Origin of the sequence: Martelella mediterranea, assembly GCF_021021415.1 — a bacterium.
Classification (GTDB): domain Bacteria; phylum Pseudomonadota; class Alphaproteobacteria; order Rhizobiales; family Rhizobiaceae; genus Martelella; species Martelella mediterranea_C.
Window position 1 is genome coordinate 12,460 of the sequence record NZ_JAINWJ010000012.1, and the last position, 15,920, is coordinate 28,379.

A 15,920-nucleotide genomic window follows, 5' to 3' on the forward strand; every position below is an offset into this window, starting at 1 on the left:
AGGGGCACGCCGCCGATGGCGTCAAGCTCACGGTCGGCTGATCAGGCCTCTTCGTTTTCCCCGAAGGTCTCGGCCAGCGCCTTGTACCACTTGCCGGAGTCCTTGATGGTGCGTTCCTGGGTTTCGTAGTCCACGTGGACGAGGCCGAAACGCATGCGGTAGCCTTCCGCCCATTCGAAATTGTCCATGAGGCTCCAGGCGTAATAGCCCTTCAGCGGAATGCCGGCATCGATGAGGTCTGCGCAGACCGCAATGTGCTCGGAGAGATATTCGGTGCGCGGCGCATCGTCGACCACGCCGTCGACCGGGCCCATATTGTAGCAGGCGCCGTTCTCGGTGATGTACATGTCCGGCAGGTCGTAACGGTCGTAGAGCTGTTTGATCAGCTTGCCGAGCGACGGGGCGTAGACTTCCCAGCCGATATCGGTGAGGACATTGTTGACCGGGGCGGTCTCCCTTACCGCCGGAAACGCCGCGTCCGGGCTGCCGTCATGGGCGATGCGCATGGGGCGGTAGTAATTGAGCCCCCACCAGTCGAGCTTCTGGTTGATGGTCGCAAGGTCGCCGTCCTCGATCTCCGGCATGCGTTCACCATAGGCGGCCATGAAATCGGCCGGGTATTCGCCCTTCAGCATCGGATCGAAGAAGCAGGCATTGTGGAACTGGAAGGCCCGTTCGACCGCGGCCATATCCTCGGCGCGGTCAGAGGCGGGTTCGAGCGCCTGATGATTGCAGACGATGCCGACCGGCACGTTCGGCGCTTCCTGGCGGATCGCCTCGACGCCAAGGCCGTGGGCGAGGTTCATCGTGTGGAGCGCGGCAAGGGCGGCGTCGATCGACTTCTCGCCCGGCGCGTGAACGCCGTAGAGATGGCTGAGCCAGACGATGCACCAGGGTTCGTTGAAGGTCGCGACCATGTCGAGGCGGTCGCCGAGCCGCTTCATCACCGTCTGCGCATAGCGCTGGAAGGCATAGGCCGTCGAGCGTGCCGCCCAGCCGCCGTCGCCGGCAAGCGTCAGCGGCAGATCCCAGTGATAGAGCGTCGCGTTGGTCTTGATGCCGCGCTCCTTGCAGCCGTCAATCAGGCGATCATAGAAATCGAGGCCGGCCTCGTTGATCGGCCCGCGGCCATCGGGAATGATGCGCGGCCAGGCGATCGAAAACCGGTAGGTCTCGACGCCGAGCGACTTGATCAGGTCGAGGTCCTCGTCGAGGCGATGGTAGTGATCGCAGGCGACATCACCGCTGTCGCCGTTGAAGGTGCGGCCCGGCATGTGGGAAAACGCATCCCAGATGGAGGGCTTGCGGCCGTCCTCGCGGGCAGCACCCTCGATCTGATACGAGGCCGTCGCGACGCCGAACATGAAATCGGACGGAAAACGTCCGGCCAGAGCCTTGGGATCGATCATGCTGGATATCCTTTCGTCTCGGCCGGGATGAGGCGGTTCCACCCGGCCTTAGTCGTCTCGCCGCCGCAACGCCAGTGTGCCACGGCTTTTTCGAGGCCGATCTCTAGAAAATCCAAAGCGCTTTGTACAGAACGGGCCGCCGAAATCTGTAACGTTACAGAACTTATCCGCACAACGTTGCCGAATTGCGTCACCCGGCCCGGCATGGCGCCGTTGAGCGCGCATGCAGGGCCGAAGCGCATCAGACGTTCGGTTTCACCCAGGCGCCGTCCTTCTTGGCCGATTCGACGCAGGCCTCGACAAAGGCAAGACCGATCACGCCGTCCTCGATCGTCGGATAGATCACGTCGGGGACTTCTTCTCCATCGCGGTATGCCTTGATGGCGAGCGCTGCTTCGGAATAGATATTGGCGAAGCCTTCGAGATAGCCTTCCGGGTGGCCGGCGGGGATGCGGGAAACGCGGGTGGATTCCGGCAGGGCGCCGGCGCCGTTGCGGGTCAGCATCTGCTTCGGCTGACCGAACGGGGTGAACCACAGGATGTTCGGGTGTTCCTGCACCCATTCGATCCCGCCCTTGGTGCCGCAGACGCGGATTTTCAAACCGTTTTCAAAGCCGGGCGCCACCTGGCTGGCCCACAGCATGCCCTTGGGCCTAACGCCGTTCTTCTCCTTGAAGCGCAGCATGACATGGGCGTTGTCGTCAAGCTGCCGGCCTTCCACGAAACTGTCGAGATCGGCCGCGAGGCTTTCGACCGCAGCACCCGATACGAACAGGGCAAGGTTCAGCGCGTGGGTGCCGATATCGCCCAGCGCGCCGCCGGCGCCCGAGCGTTTCGGGTCGGTGCGCCACTCGGCCTGTTTCGACCCCTGCCTTTCAACCGGCTCGGTCAGCCAGTCCTGCGGATATTCGGCGTGGATCAGGCGGATGTCGCCGAGATCGCCGTTTGCCACCATGGCGCGGGCCTGGCGGATCATCGGGTAGCCGGTGTAGTTGTGGGTGAGGATGAACAGCGCATTGGCCTTGTCGGCGATCGCCTTCAGCGCCTTGGCGTCTTCCAGATTGGAGGTCACCGGCTTGTCGCAGATGACGTGGATGCCCTTTTCGAGAAAGGCCTTGGCCGGGCCGAAATGCATGTGGTTCGGCGTCACGATCGCGACCGCCTCGATGCCGTCCTCGCGCGCGGCTTCCTTCTCGGCCATCTCCTCGTAGGAGCCGTAGGTGCGCTCCGGGTCGAGGCCGAGTTCCTTGCCGGAGGCCAGCGCCTTTTCCGGCGTGGACGACAGCGCGCCCGCGACCAGCGTGTAGTGATCGTCAAGCCGCGCCGCGATGCGGTGCACGCCGCCGATAAACGCGCCCGAGCCGCCGCCCACCATGCCGAGCCGGATGCGACCGGAATATTTCTCGTCTTTGCCTTCAATCGCCATGTCGTGTTCTCCTGAATTGTCTTTGTGCGGGGTGAAAACCCCTCATCCGGCTGCCGCCACCTTCTCTCCCGAGGGGAGAAGGGATCGTGGGGCTGGTTCTCTGCCTATCACCCCGACCAGCGAGCCCCCTCGCCCCTTAGGGGAGAGGGTTGGGGTGAGGGGAGAGTCTGTCAGCCCGCGCCAGCCGTTGTGTTTGTCTGCGGCCCTCCGACTGCCGCTCTTCTCCGCTTCCTCTTTGCGCCTGCGCCCCTCATCCGGCTGCCGCCACCTTCTCCCCGGCGGGGAGAAGGGATCGTGGGGCTGGTACTCTGCCCATCACCTTGATCAGCGAACCCCCTCGCCCCTCAGGGGAGAGGGTTGGGGTGAGGGGGGAAGACCAACAGCCGCCGCCTGCGTCAGCGAACCTTACAACCCCAGCATCCGCTTGTTGGCGGCTTCGTCGGTGCCGCCGCCGGCGAAGTCGTCGAAGGCCCTTTCCGTCACGCGGATGATGTGGTGGCGAACGAATTCCGAGCCTTCGCGGGCGCCGTCTTCCGGGTGTTTCAGGCAGCATTCCCACTCAACCACGGCCCAGCCATCGAAGTCGTTGGCGGCCATCTTCGAGAACACCGCGCCGAAATCGACCTGGCCATCGCCGAGCGAGCGGAACCGTCCGGCGCGGTCGACCCAGCCCTGATAGCCGCCATAGACGCCCTGACGGCCGGTCGGATTGAACTCCGCGTCCTTGACGTGGAACATCTTGATCCGGTCCTTGTAGATGTCGATGTTGTCGAGATAGTCGAGGCACTGCAGCACGTAATGCGACGGATCGTAGAGCATGTTGGCGCGCGGGTGGTTGTTGACGTGGTCGAGGAACATCTCGAAGGTCACGCCGTCATGCAGGTCCTCGCCCGGATGGATCTCGTAGCAGATGTCGACGCCGTTCTCGTCGGCATGGTTCAAAATCGGCGTCCAGCGCTTGGCGAGTTCGGCAAAGGCGGTTTCCACCAGGCCCGCCGGGCGCTGCGGCCAGGGATAGAGAAACGGCCAGGCGAGCGCGCCGGAGAAAGTCGCGTGTGCATTGATGCCCATATTCTTCGAGGCGGAGATCGCCATCTTCACCTGGTTGACGGCCCATTCCTGACGGGCCTTGGGGTTGCCGCGCACTTCCGGCGTCGCAAAGCCGTCAAAGGCCTCGTCATAGGCCGGATGCACGGCGACGAGCTGACCCTGAAGGTGGGTGGAAAGCTCGGTCACCTCGACGCCGTTCTCGCGGGCCTGGCCCTTGAAGTCGTCGCAGTAATCCTTGGATTCGGCGGCCTTCTTCAGGTCGATGAGCTGGCCGGCCCAGGTCGGCACCTGCACGCCCTCATAGCCGCAATCGGCCGCCCATTTGGTGATCGCGTCCCAGCTGTTGAACGGGGCCTCGTCGCCCGCGAACTGACCGAGAAAGATGGCCGGTCCCTTGATCGTCTTCATGATATTTCCTCCGTTCTATGCGGTCGCGTCGTGTCGGTGGCATCCACCTCGGGTTTCCGGCGAAGCGGCCCTGCTTGTGCAGGGCCGGAGGCTCCGCCGGGGTATTCTGTCATGCCGCCCCCGACGGGGCGGCCTGCCGGATCAGTAAGGCGAATCCGGGAAGTAGTAGTCCTCGGCATTGTCCTCGGTCACCAGCGTGGCGTCGAGGATGTAGCTGCCGGCCACCGGAACCTGATCCATCAGGCCCGCGACCGTCAGTTCCATCGCCGTGCCGATCATCGCCGGCGGATAGAGCACGTCGACCGGGATCATGCTGTCGCCGTCCATGACCTTCTTGATCATGTCCTTCGAACCCGCGCCGCCGATGACATACTGGATGTCGTCGCGGCCGGACTGCTCGATCGCCTGCAGCACGCCGACGACCATGTCGTCATCCTGCGCCCAGACCACGTCGATCTTCGGATATTTGGTCAGATAGTCCTGCATCACGCGGAAGGCGTCGTCGCGGTTCCAGTTGCCGAACTGCTTTTCGAGAACCTTGACGTCGGAGCCTTCGAGTGCGGCGTCGAAACCGTCCTGGCGCTGCTGGTCGATCGGGATCGGCAGGCCGCGGATGACGACCACTTCGGCGTCCGGCGTGGTCTCGACGATGTATTCGCCGGCCACCGCGCCAAGTGCCGGATTGTTGCCGGCGACATAGAGGTCGCGGACATTGCTGTCGTTGTTCGACGGCGCGCGGTCCACCAGCGTCACGAAGGCGCCCTGGCTCTTGACCTGCATGATGGCGTTGACCAGCGGATCCGGGTCGGTCGGCAGGATCACCAGCGCATCGATGCCCTGCACGGCCAGATCCTGCACGGCGTTGGCCTGGCTTGCCGGATCGGGCGAGGTTTTGACGATGATCTCGAGATCTTCATACTCGCCCATCAGTTCCTCGGCCACGCGCTCGGCGTGATAGACGATGCCGGCGGTCCAGCCGTGGTCGGCGGCCGGGATGGATACGCCGACCGTCAGCGCCTGGGCTTCGGTGATGCCGACAAGCGATGTCGCCGCCATAAGGGTCGCGCCCAATACCATATGTTTCATGTTTACTCCTCCCAAGTGGCGGACCGGTTCAGTCCGGAATGTCCGGGCTGCGGGCGGTCCGTAAAACCCGCAAGTGCGTTAGCCTTTTTGCCGGTTGAACAGCGAGCGCTGCACCAGCATGGCGATGATGATGATCGTGCCCTGGATGGCGGCGATCAGATATTCGGAAATGAAGTTCGACAGCAGCATGATGTTGCCGACGACCTCCAGAATGAAGGCGCCGCAGATCGTGCCCCAGATGCGCCCGACCCCGCCCCTGAGTGCGGTTCCGCCGACGACCACCGCGGTGATCGCCTGCAGCTCCCATAATATGCCGGTGGTCGCCGATGTCGAACCGAGACGCGGCACGTAGAACAAGACGGCGACGGCGACGCAAAGGCCCTGGATCAGATAGGTCATGATCCGGATATTGCGCACCGAGATACCGGAATAGCGCGCCACCTCTTCATTGGAGCCAACGGCGGTGACATGGCGGCCAAAGCGGGTGCGATAGAGCACGAAGGCCCCGATCAGCGCCGTCACCACGATCGCGATCACGGGAACCGGAATCCCGAACACGGTGCCGAAATAGGCGGGGCGATAGGCGGACTGGACGTCGAAATCCTTCAGCGTAATCGCGCCGCCCTGCGACAGCCATGTCGTCAGCCCCCGGAATATCCCCATCGTGCCGAGCGTGACGATGAACGGCTCTATTCGCCCGACCGTGGTGATCACCCCGTTCAGGAGCCCGCAGGCCATACCGATCAGGATCGCCAGCACCATGGCGGCGGCGATCAGCAGATACGGGTTGGAAATCACCGCCGTGTTGATGAACATGATCATCAGGCTGGCGACGAAGGCGACCATCGAGCCGACCGAAAGATCGAGCCCGCCGGCGGAAATGACGAAGGTCGCGCCGACCGCGATGATCGCGATGAAGGCCGAACGGGTCGCCACGTTCATCAGATTGGTGACCGTCAGGAAATTCGGGTTGGAAAACGCGCCGAGCACCAGCAGCAGCGCCAGTGCCAGGAAGGGGGCCAGCACCCGAAGGTCGAGCCGGCTCATGAAGCCGGATGTGTTTTCAGCCTGTCCGCTCACGACGCCATCTCCCGCTTGCCGGAAACGCCGGTCGCCAGCACCACGATCTCGTTCTCGTTCATGTCCTCTCCCGTCACCTCGCCGGCGATTTCGCCCGACCGCATCACCACGATCCGGTCGCAAAGGCCGATCAGTTCCGGCATTTCCGAGGAAACCACGATGATCGAATGCCCGTTCTCTGCCAGGTCGGCGATGAATTTATAGATCTGTTCCTTGTTGCCGATATCAATGCCGCGCGTCGGCTCGTCGATGATCACGATCTCGGGTTCGAGCAGCATCATCTTGGCAAGCAGCAGCTTCTGCTGGTTGCCGCCCGACAGTTCGCCGGCGGCAAGTTCCTTCGAACCGGTGCGGATATCGAAGTCGCGGATCGCCTCGTCAAGCGCCTTGTCCTCGGCCTTGCGGTCGACCTGCAGGTTCTTCGTGAACCGGTCGAGGGCGGAAAGCGTCAGATTGGTTCTGAGGTCCTTGGTCAAGAGCAGGCCCTTGCCCTTGCGGTCCTCTGAAAGATAGACGATGCCGGAGCGAAGGGCCGCGATCGGCGCGTTGAAATTGACCGCCCGGCCATTGAGCCGCACCGCGCCCTTGCCGGGCCTGAGCCCCAGCAACCCTTCCATCAGCTCCGTGCGTCCGGCGCCGATCAGACCGGCAAAGCCGAGGATCTCGCCCTTCCTGAGCGTGAACGAACAGCGTTCTGCATAGCCCGGCACGGTAAAATCTTCGACCTCCAGCACCGGCAGGCCGGCGCCGTCATGGGCGCGGTCGGGATAGAGCTTGGAGACGTCGCGGCCGACCATCAGCCGGGCCATGTCGGCGGGCTCGAGCGTGTCGGCGTCGCGGCTGGCGATCAGCTGGCCATCGCGCAACACGGTCACCGTGTCGGCGATCGCCTTCACCTCGTTGAGGCGGTGGGAGATGAACAGCACGGCAACGCCGCGATCGCGGATCGCGCGGATCACCTTCAAGAGCGCCTCGGTCTCGAATGGCGTCAGCGAGGCGGTCGGCTCGTCGAAGATCACCACCCGGTGCGGGGTCAACAGCACGCGGGCGATCTGCACGAGCTGGCGCTTGGCGATCGACAGCCTGGAAACGAGGGTATCGGGCGCGATATCGGTGCCGAGTTCGAGCAGCGCCTTGTGGGCTTCGGCGTTCATCACCCGGTCGTTGACGGCAAGGCCGCGCCGGACTTCGCGGCCGAGGAAAATATTCTGCGCCACGGTGAGATCGGGCGCGAGCAGGATTTCCTGATGCACCAGCACGATGCCGGCGGCTTCCGCTTCGACAGGGTTTTCGAAACTGACAGGCGTGCCGTCGACCTTCACGGAACCGGCCGAGGGTTTCAGATTGCCGGCCAGAAGCCGCATCAGCGTGGATTTGCCGGCCCCGTTTTCGCCGATGACGGCATGAATTTCGCCGACGCGAACGGAGAGGTCGATGCCGTGCAACACCTCGATCGGGCCAAAGGACTTCCTGAGCCCCTCGGTCTGCAGAATAGCGGCGTTTCCGCCCGCTTTCTCAATCATGATCCTCCCCAGGCGCTGTTGCCGAAGCGCTCATTTCTCTCCGGCGCGCCGCGCCGGAAGATGTTCCTCCGCGCCGCCTTCCCGAGCGGCGCAAAATGGGCGCGGCTTCACCCTTGCGGCGACGGCTGCCCTTTCCCTGATGAGCCTAGCGGGAAAAATGATGTACGTAAAGCATGTTTCGCCGTCGCAACCGTCTCCAGGAGGCGGGTTAGGGCGATGTCGGTTCAGTCCTGGCTGACTGCGGTCGGGCCTTGCGCAGGCGGGGGCTCGGCCTCGGCCGGTTTTTCGGCGGCGGCGAGGTTTGCCTCCAGCACCCATTCGCGCCAGATCGCGACGATCAGCGCCATCAGCACCGGGCCGACGAACAGCCCGATCAGCCCCATGGTCTTGACCCCGCCGACAAGGCCGAAAAAGGTCGGCAGGAAGGGCAGCTTGATCGGCCCGCCGACGAGGCGCGGCCTCAGCGTCTTGTCGACGATGAAAAGCTCGATCGTGCCCCAGGCAAACAGCGCGATGCCGTGGATCGGCGTGCCGCGCGCCACCAGATAGGCCGAGATCAGCGTGAAGGTCAGCGGCGCGCCGCCGGGCACCATCGCCATCACCGCCGTCAGCAGGCCGAAGGAGACAAAATTCGGCACATCCGCCAGATAATAGGCGAAGCCGAGCACGACGCCCTCGCCCATGGCGATCAGGGTCATGCCGGTGACGGTCGAGGAGATCGTCGCCGGCACCACGCGCGAGATCCGGTACCAGCGGTCGGGAAACAGCCGCTCGCCGATCATGTCGAGCTGGGCGGCGAACTTGTCGCCGTCCTTGTAGAGGAAGAACAGCGCGATCAGCATGAACAGCGCCGCCAGCGCCAGACCGAACACCCGGCCGCCGACAAACAGGGCCGTGCGATAGATGCTGCCGATATTCTCGCCGCTGACGGCCTGGATCAACTGCCCGATATCACCGGGCTGGCCGAGATAATCCTGCCATTTTTCCGAAACCCATTCGCCGATCACCGGCAGGTTCATGATCCAGTCGGGAACCGGCGCGCCGATGCGGTTAGCCTCGGCGGCCCAGGTGATCCACAATTCCAGTTCGCGCGACATGTAGATGACCGCGAACACGATCGGCAGGATCAGGAACAGTAGGATCAGGAAGATCGCGATCGCGGCGGAAATCTTGCGCCGCCCGCCGAGCCTGCGGTCAAGCTTGCGATAGACGGGCTGCGAGGCAAAGGCGATGATCAGCGCCGCCAGAACCGGCACCAGGAAGCCGTGAAAGAAATAGATCGCGGCGAGCGCCACGCCGAGCAGCAGCCAGCGCGCGGCGGTGACGGAGGGGATCAGCGGCGCGCGGGCGGCGGCTGCCGTGCCGATCCAGCTTTGCGTCCTGTGATGCGGTTTCTGATCCATCGCCTGTTTCTTTCCCGTCGGACAGCCCGGCATTATCTATGCTGCCCCCATATCGCCTTTCAAGGTCGATAGCCAGCAAAAGCCCCGTCGCCATCAAAGCCCGCGCCCGCCAGAACCTCTCTCGCCTCGATCCCGGACGGACGTGAACGGTCGGGATCGGCGCGGCAAGGGGCGGCGGCGAGCCAGTCGACGTAATCCGCCGGCAGACCGTGCTGGCGCGCGCCGGCGATCACCAGCGCGTGGTACCAGTCGAAGGGCAGCAGCGCCGGATCGCGGAAGGCGGGCGGGGCCTTGTAGGTGCAGGCTGAGACCATCGCTTCGTCCTTCAGCAGGCGCACCGCGCAGTCATCGATCCGGTCATAGCCATTGCCTCTGCCCTCGAACGCATCAAGCAGACCGCGTTCGCTCAGGTCGAGCATGAAGACCACGCCGAACACCGTCTCGCCTGGCCGCTCCACGAGCGTCGCCTTGCCAGAACCCTCATTGCCGATCTTGGAAAAGGCGAGCGCGTGGTTCTCCAGCACCGCCGGAGCAACGGGCCGCGCTGAGGGGCAGCGGCGAACCAGCCGTTCGGTCAGCATGTTGGAGCCGTAGGCGAAATAGGCGAGCGCCATCAGCCCTCCAGTTCCTCGCGCAGCATTTCAAGCTCCAGCCATTCCTCTTCCTTGGCGGCGAGCGTCGCGCGCTCGCGTTCCAGCACTTTCGCGGCCTTGGAGAAACCATCGGGATCGCGGGCGAAGAATTGCGGATCGGCCATGCGTTCCTCGAGCTTGGCGATATCCGCCTCGATCTTCGCCATTTCCTTCGGCAGGTTTTCCAGCGCGAATTTCTGCTTGTAGGAAAGTTTTCCTTTCGCCTTGGCGGGTTCGGGCGCAGCCTTCTCCCGGGCGGCCTGTTTTTCCTTCTTTTCGGCCGCCCTGGCCTCGGCAGCAGCCCCCTTGCGCTGGGCCATCATGTCGGAATAGCCGCCGGCATATTCCAGCCACTCGCCATCCGGCGACAGCGGATTGGCCGGCGCGATCGTCGAGGTGACGGTGCGGTCGAGGAAATCGCGGTCATGGGAAACGAGAATGACGCTGCCGGCAAAACCGGCGACGATCTCCTGCAGCAGATCCAGCGTCTCGATGTCGAGATCGTTGGTGGGCTCGTCGAGGATCAGCACGTTTGCCGGCCGCGCCAGGATGCGCGCCAGCATCAGCCGCGCGCGCTCGCCGCCGGAAAGGTTGCGAATCGGGGTACGCGCCTGTTCGGGCTGGAACAGGAAGTCCTTCATGTAGCCCGCGACATGGCGCTGCTCGCCATTGACCAGCAGCGTGTCGCCGCGCCCGTCGGTGAGGTAATGCGCCAGCGTGTCGTCGGGATCGAGTTCCTCGCGCTTCTGGTCGATCACCGCGATTTCGAGATTGACCCCGAGGCGCACCCAGCCGCTGTCGGGCGCAAGCTGGCCGGTCAGCATCTTCAAAAGCGTGGTCTTGCCCGCGCCGTTCGGGCCGACGAGACCGATGCGGTCGCCGCGCGAAACCCTGAGCGAAAACGGCTTGACGATCACCCGTTCGCCGAAGGATTTGGTGATGTTCTCCGCCTCGATCACCAGCTTGCCGCTTTCGCGCACATCGCTGACCGTGGCGTTGACCGTGCCCTGCGGGCCTTGGTGTCCGCGATGCCGGGCGCGCATGTCGTGCAGTTCACCAAGGCGGCGCATATTGCGCTTGCGCCTCGCTGTGACGCCGTAGCGCAGCCAGTGCTCCTCGCGCACGATCTGGCGCGCCAGCTTGTGCTGCTCGGCCTCTTCCTCCTCCAGCACCTTGTCGCGCCACTCCTCGAAATGGGCAAAACCCCGGTCCATCCGCCGCGCAATGCCGCGGTCGAGCCAGACGGTGGCGGTCGAGACGTTTTCGAGGAAGCGCCGGTCATGCGAGATCAGCACCATGGCCGAGCGCGTGCCGGCAAGCTCCTCTTCCAGCCATTCGATGGTGGTGAGGTCGAGGTGGTTGGTCGGCTCGTCGAGAAGCAGGATATCGGGTTCTGGCGCCAGCACGCGCGCCAATGCGGCGCGTCGCGCCTCGCCGCCGGAAAGCTTTTTCGGATCAGCCGAGGGCGAAATACCGAGATGCTCCATCATGTAATCGGCGCGGTAGTGCTCGTCACCGGGCGCAAGACCCGCCGCGACATAGGCCTCGACCGTTGCATAGCCGGAAAAATCCGGCGCCTGTTCGAGATAGCGGATGGTGGCCGACGGCTGGCGGAAGATTTCGCCCGACTGCGCCTCGACCAGACCGGCGGCGATCTTCAGCAGCGTCGACTTGCCCGAACCGTTGCGCCCGACAAGGCAGATCCGGTCGCCCGGCTCGACCTGCAGGCCCGCGCCGGCAAGCAGCGGCGTTCCGCCGAAGCTCAGATGGATATCGTCCAGTTTCAAAATCGGCGGCATAAAGCCTCATACTCCCGAAAAATCATGCGGCCGGAGAATGATGATCCCCGAACCGTTTTTCAAGCCGAAGCGCACCGGCCCGCCCTTCGCCTTGTTCGACACGCCGCGCGCAGCACCAAAGGGCAAGGCGAAATCCTCAAGCGGGTAGACGGCGTTGCCGATCGAAAGGCCGGCAAGGTCGGAAACGCCCAGCACGGAAAACAGCGCGCCTTCCGGCATCTCCACCACCGTCTCGCCGGCAAGCAGGGGATGGGCCTCTTCTTCGCCCGAGGTCAGCACGATGTCGATGCCGTCGCCGGCCAGTCGGACGGCGAGCAGCAGGTTCATCAGCCCGTGATCGGTGCGCTCGCCTTGCAGCGCGCCGGCCATCACGATCCGCCGCGCACCGCGCTCCAGCGCTTCCTCGACGGCAAGCGCGCCGTCGGTCAGGTTCTTGGCGGGCGGAAAGCTCTTGCGCGTGATGTCCGGGAAGCGCGCCACAAGTGCTGCATCGGTGGAATCGAAATCCCCGACCCAGACTTCCGGCTTTACACCCAGCGCCTCGGCATGGCGCATACCGCCATCGGCGGCGATCACCCGGCTTCCGGCCACAAGCGCCAGCACCCGGTCATCAACCGTAAGCGCGCCGCCCAGCAATATCGTGAAGGTCTCGTTCATCGCCTACGCAATAGAGCGGATCCGGGCCAAAGGGAAGGGCGGCACGCACGCCGGAGGTGTTCGCCTGTCGATCCCCGCCCGGTCCATTCTGCTCAGCTCGCGGTGCGGGCCTTGGGCGCGATCTCGGCGGCTTCGCCGGCATGGTCGCGGGCATAGTCCTCGAGGCCGTCGACGAAGCGCTGATAGAGCCTGGAGAACGTGTCTAGGTCATCGGCCGACCAGTTTTCCGTGACGCTTTCCAGAAGGCGCCGCTTCACCGCGTGCACCTCGTTCAGCAGCGCCCTGCCCTTCGGCGTGATCACCAGGATCGAACGGCGGGCGTCGTTCTGGCAAACGCGGCGTTCCAGCACGTTCTGGGAAACGAGTTCGGCGACGATGCGGCTTGCGCGCGAAGGGTCGATCCGCATGCCGTCGGCCACCGAGCCGATCGTCGCACGGTCATTCTCGCCGGCGCGATGGACCACGTCGAGCACATCGAGATGGGTGATTTCCAGCGCCGGCGCGACATTGGCGATCGCGATCCGCCCGATGATGCGGCGGCGCATCATCAGCCGCTGCTGCGTCATGGTGTCGGAAATCCGCTGCATGGCATCGGCCTGATCGGGGGCTGTCGTGTCGCGCTTTTCGTCCATGCTCTCTGTCTATCAGATCATCGGAAAATTTGAAACATGCATAGTGCATATCCATGCTGTTGACAAATATTTGCTTTCAGCACATGTATCGGCGATGCGTTCCACTGAGACAGCCCCGCCCATGGACCAACAGAGCCCGTTCGTCTCGCTGGTAGAGCATCCGCGTCGTCGGGTCATCGCCTTCCTGTTCCTGCTGATGTCGATGTTCCTGGCGACCCTCGACAACCAGATCGTCTCCACCGCGCTGCCGACGATCGTCGGCGAGTTCGGCGCCGTCGAGCGGTTCGGCTGGGTCGCCTCGGCCTATTTGCTGGCGTCCTGCGCGGTGATGCCGATCTACGGCAAGCTTGGCGATCTTATCGGGCGAAAATATGTGCTGATGGCGGCAATCGTGATCTTTCTGGTCGGCTCGCTGACCTGCGGGCTGGCGGTCTCGATGAACACGCTGATCGCGGCGCGCGTTCTCCAGGGTTTCGGCGGCGGCGGGCTGATGGTGTCGATCTTCTCGCTCAATGCCGACCTGTTTCCCGCGCGCGAGCGGGCCAAGTATCAAAGCTATGCCAGTCTCGTGCTGATGACGTCGGGCGCGCTCGGCCCGATCCTCGGCGGCACGATGACGGCCGCTTTCGGCTGGCGCTCGATCTTTCTCGTCAACCTGCCGGTCGGGCTGGTCGTGCTTGTGGGCCTCCACATCCTTCTCCCCAACCGCAAGACCGGGCGCAGGCCGAAGATCGATTTCCTCGGCGCGCTGCTTCTGGCGCTGATGGTGACGGGGATCGTGCTGTGGTGCGATTCCGGCGAAATCTTCGGCTCGATGCTGTCGCCGGCAAGCCTTGGCGTGGTGGCCGCGGTCGCCGTGCTCACCGGCCTGTGGGTGATGGTGGAACGGCGCGCGCCCGAGCCGATGATCCCGCTCTCGCTGTTTTCCAACCGGACCGTCGTGCTGCTGCTGATCGTCTCGATCGCCAGCGGCAGCATCGCGATCGGCATGGTCAATTATCTCGCTTTGTTCCTGCAGACCGTTCACGGGCTCTCGCCCACGGCGGCGGGCCTGTTCTTCATTCCGGTCACCATTGGTCTGGCTGTCGGCGCGCTCACCGGCGGGCGGCTGATGTCGATCACCGGACGATACCGGCCATTCGCCATTCTCGGCCTGTCGATCTCGACGCTGGCCTTTGTGACGCTTTCGCTGTTTGCCGTCTCCGCGCCGCTGGCGCTGATGGCGGCGATCCTCGGTCTGCACGGGCTCGGCATCGGTTTCGGCCAGCAGGTGCCGGTGCTCGGCGTTCAAAATGCCGCGCGCGGCGGCGATGTCGGGGCTGCCACCGGCACGGTGACGCTGTCGCGCATGGTGGGCGCCTCGGCCGGCATTTCCATCTACGGCGCGATCCTGGCCCATGGCCTTGGCCGTTCCGCGTCCATTCCGGGCGTCGGCTCGCTGACCGAGCTTTCTCCCACGGCCATCGCCGCATTGCCGGAGCTCGCCCGCGCGCTGGCGATCGGCGGTTACGGCGATACATTCACCATGCTGTTCATGTTTGCGGCCGTCGTTTGTCTGATCGGCCTTGTCGCGGCCCTTGCGCTACGGCCCATGCTGCTCGGCGCGCCGGCCAAGGCCGGAAGCTCAGCCTGACCGCTTGATGGCGGCCTCCGGCGGCGGCGTGATCGCGGCCGGTACCGCCGCAGCCCTGGCCTTGCCGGCGCGGGCAAGCGCCATGCGGGCGGCAAAATACTGGATCGCAATGCCCGCCAGCAGCAGCAACGTATCCCCCAGAACCGTAACGCCGGTCATTTCGCGCAGGATCTGAAACGCGAAGGCGGTCAGCGAGCCGGTGACGAAGGTGGCAAGGCTCGCCCGGCCCATGACATTGATCGGCTCGAAGACCGGGAGCGACAGGAAGCGTTTGAGCCCCGGCATGTAAACCACGATATAGGCGAGCGCCAGAATGTGGGCGATGCGCGGCAGGCTGAGCCATTCCTTGCTGGTATCGGCGATGAATTCCGGCATGAAGGCGGGGAACGGGAAATTATACTCGCCGATCAGCCGCCACCAGACGGAATAGACCACAAAAGCCACGGACGCGGCGTAAAGCGTGGGGTGGAACGCGACCAGCGCCTTGCCGCGCCGGTTGGCGATGCCAACCGCGAGGCCGATCGCAAACAGCAACTGCCAGCAGAACGGGTTGAAGAACCAGGCCCAGTCGGCCGGATAGGCCGGCAGCCGGATCTCGAAATAGCGCGCCACCACCCAGACCGCGAACGAGACCGACAGCATCAGGCTAATACTGCGCTTGCCGAGCAATAGCAGCGCCGGCAGGGCCGCGAACAGCACGATATAAAGCGGCAGGATGTTGAAATAACTGACCTGATAGGTGAGCAGGGCGGAGCCTGCGACCGTGCCGAGCGGTTGTTCCCAAAGCCATGACAGTCCGTTCAGCTCGGCAAATTCCTCCATGCCGAAGCGCACCAGAAACGGCGTCGCAAGCGCTAGAACCACGAGCGTGGAAAACAGATGCGCGCCATAGATCGTGCCGGCCCGGCCCCAGATGCGTTTCGCCGTCTCCATCAGCGAGCCGGCCACGAACCGGCCGCTATAGGCAAGGCCGGCGGAAATGCCAGAGATCAGCACGAAGGCTTCGGCGGCATCGGAGAAACCATACATCCGCATGGTGTAGAACGAGTAGAGGTTTTCCGGCACATGGTCGATGAAGATGATGATCAGCGCCAGACCGCGCAGAACATCGAGGCGCGGGTCGCGCTTGCTTTTCACCGGTGCCGCCGGGGCGGCGGCATTGCTCCTGATTACGTCCAAAGG

General features: G+C 64.2%; 13 protein-coding genes. 1 reads left to right on the top strand and 12 read right to left on the bottom strand.

Features of this window, described 5'->3' with window-relative positions:
- Positions 1-41: 41 nt before the first annotated feature.
- From K7H91_RS09795 to K7H91_RS09845, 11 genes are all read right to left on the bottom strand, one after another.
- Complete coding sequence (locus K7H91_RS09795; protein WP_230720051.1) at positions 42-1,409, bottom strand: GH1 family beta-glucosidase; 1,368 nt, start codon at positions 1,407-1,409, stop codon at positions 42-44.
- 241 nt (positions 1,410-1,650) lie between these two features.
- Positions 1,651-2,835: a Gfo/Idh/MocA family protein gene (locus tag K7H91_RS09800; RefSeq protein ID WP_230720052.1), complete on the bottom strand. Its 1,185-nt coding sequence runs from the start codon at positions 2,833-2,835 to the stop codon at positions 1,651-1,653.
- Between the two features lie 405 nt (positions 2,836-3,240).
- Entirely contained in the window at positions 3,241-4,293 is a 1,053-nt protein-coding gene (locus K7H91_RS09805) for a sugar phosphate isomerase/epimerase family protein (protein ID WP_230720053.1), read from the bottom strand.
- 141 nt (positions 4,294-4,434) lie between these two features.
- Positions 4,435-5,349 (bottom strand): substrate-binding domain-containing protein, encoded by a 915-nt coding sequence (locus K7H91_RS09810; RefSeq protein ID WP_230720133.1) that lies wholly within the window; start codon positions 5,347-5,349, stop codon positions 4,435-4,437.
- 108 nt (positions 5,350-5,457) lie between these two features.
- Positions 5,458-6,426 (bottom strand): ABC transporter permease, encoded by a 969-nt coding sequence (locus K7H91_RS09815; protein ID WP_230720134.1) that lies wholly within the window; start codon positions 6,424-6,426, stop codon positions 5,458-5,460.
- Positions 6,427-6,455: 29 nt separating this feature from the next.
- Complete coding sequence (locus tag K7H91_RS09820; protein ID WP_230720054.1) at positions 6,456-7,982, bottom strand: sugar ABC transporter ATP-binding protein; 1,527 nt, start codon at positions 7,980-7,982, stop codon at positions 6,456-6,458.
- A 224-nt stretch (positions 7,983-8,206) separates the two neighbouring features.
- A complete protein-coding gene (locus K7H91_RS09825; protein WP_230720055.1) occupies positions 8,207-9,385 on the bottom strand; it encodes an AI-2E family transporter in 1,179 nt (392 codons plus the stop codon).
- A gap of 59 nt (positions 9,386-9,444) precedes the next feature.
- Positions 9,445-9,999: a gamma-glutamylcyclotransferase family protein gene (locus K7H91_RS09830; RefSeq protein WP_230720056.1), complete on the bottom strand. Its 555-nt coding sequence runs from the start codon at positions 9,997-9,999 to the stop codon at positions 9,445-9,447.
- On the bottom strand, positions 9,999-11,816 hold the full coding sequence (locus K7H91_RS09835; protein WP_230720057.1) for an ABC-F family ATP-binding cassette domain-containing protein: 1,818 nt from the start codon (positions 11,814-11,816) through the stop codon (positions 9,999-10,001). Before K7H91_RS09835 ends, K7H91_RS09830 begins: the two co-directional genes overlap by 1 nt.
- 6 nt (positions 11,817-11,822) lie before the next feature.
- Entirely contained in the window at positions 11,823-12,473 is a 651-nt protein-coding gene (locus K7H91_RS09840) for a thiamine diphosphokinase (protein WP_230720058.1), read from the bottom strand.
- Positions 12,474-12,565: 92 nt separating this feature from the next.
- A complete protein-coding gene (locus tag K7H91_RS09845) occupies positions 12,566-13,105 on the bottom strand; it encodes a MarR family winged helix-turn-helix transcriptional regulator (RefSeq protein ID WP_230720059.1) in 540 nt (179 codons plus the stop codon).
- A gap of 121 nt (positions 13,106-13,226) precedes the next feature.
- On the opposite strand from K7H91_RS09845, the gene K7H91_RS09850 reads away from it, so the two are divergent.
- Positions 13,227-14,738: an MDR family MFS transporter gene (locus tag K7H91_RS09850; RefSeq protein WP_230720060.1), complete on the top strand. Its 1,512-nt coding sequence runs from the start codon at positions 13,227-13,229 to the stop codon at positions 14,736-14,738.
- Here the strand turns inward: K7H91_RS09850 and K7H91_RS09855 are convergent.
- Positions 14,730-15,917 carry an OpgC family protein gene (locus K7H91_RS09855; RefSeq protein WP_230720061.1) on the bottom strand — a complete coding sequence of 396 codons (1,188 nt, stop codon included), beginning with the start codon at positions 15,915-15,917 and terminating at the stop codon, positions 14,730-14,732. The genes K7H91_RS09850 and K7H91_RS09855 overlap by 9 nt on opposite strands.
- Positions 15,918-15,920: the final 3 nt, after the last annotated feature.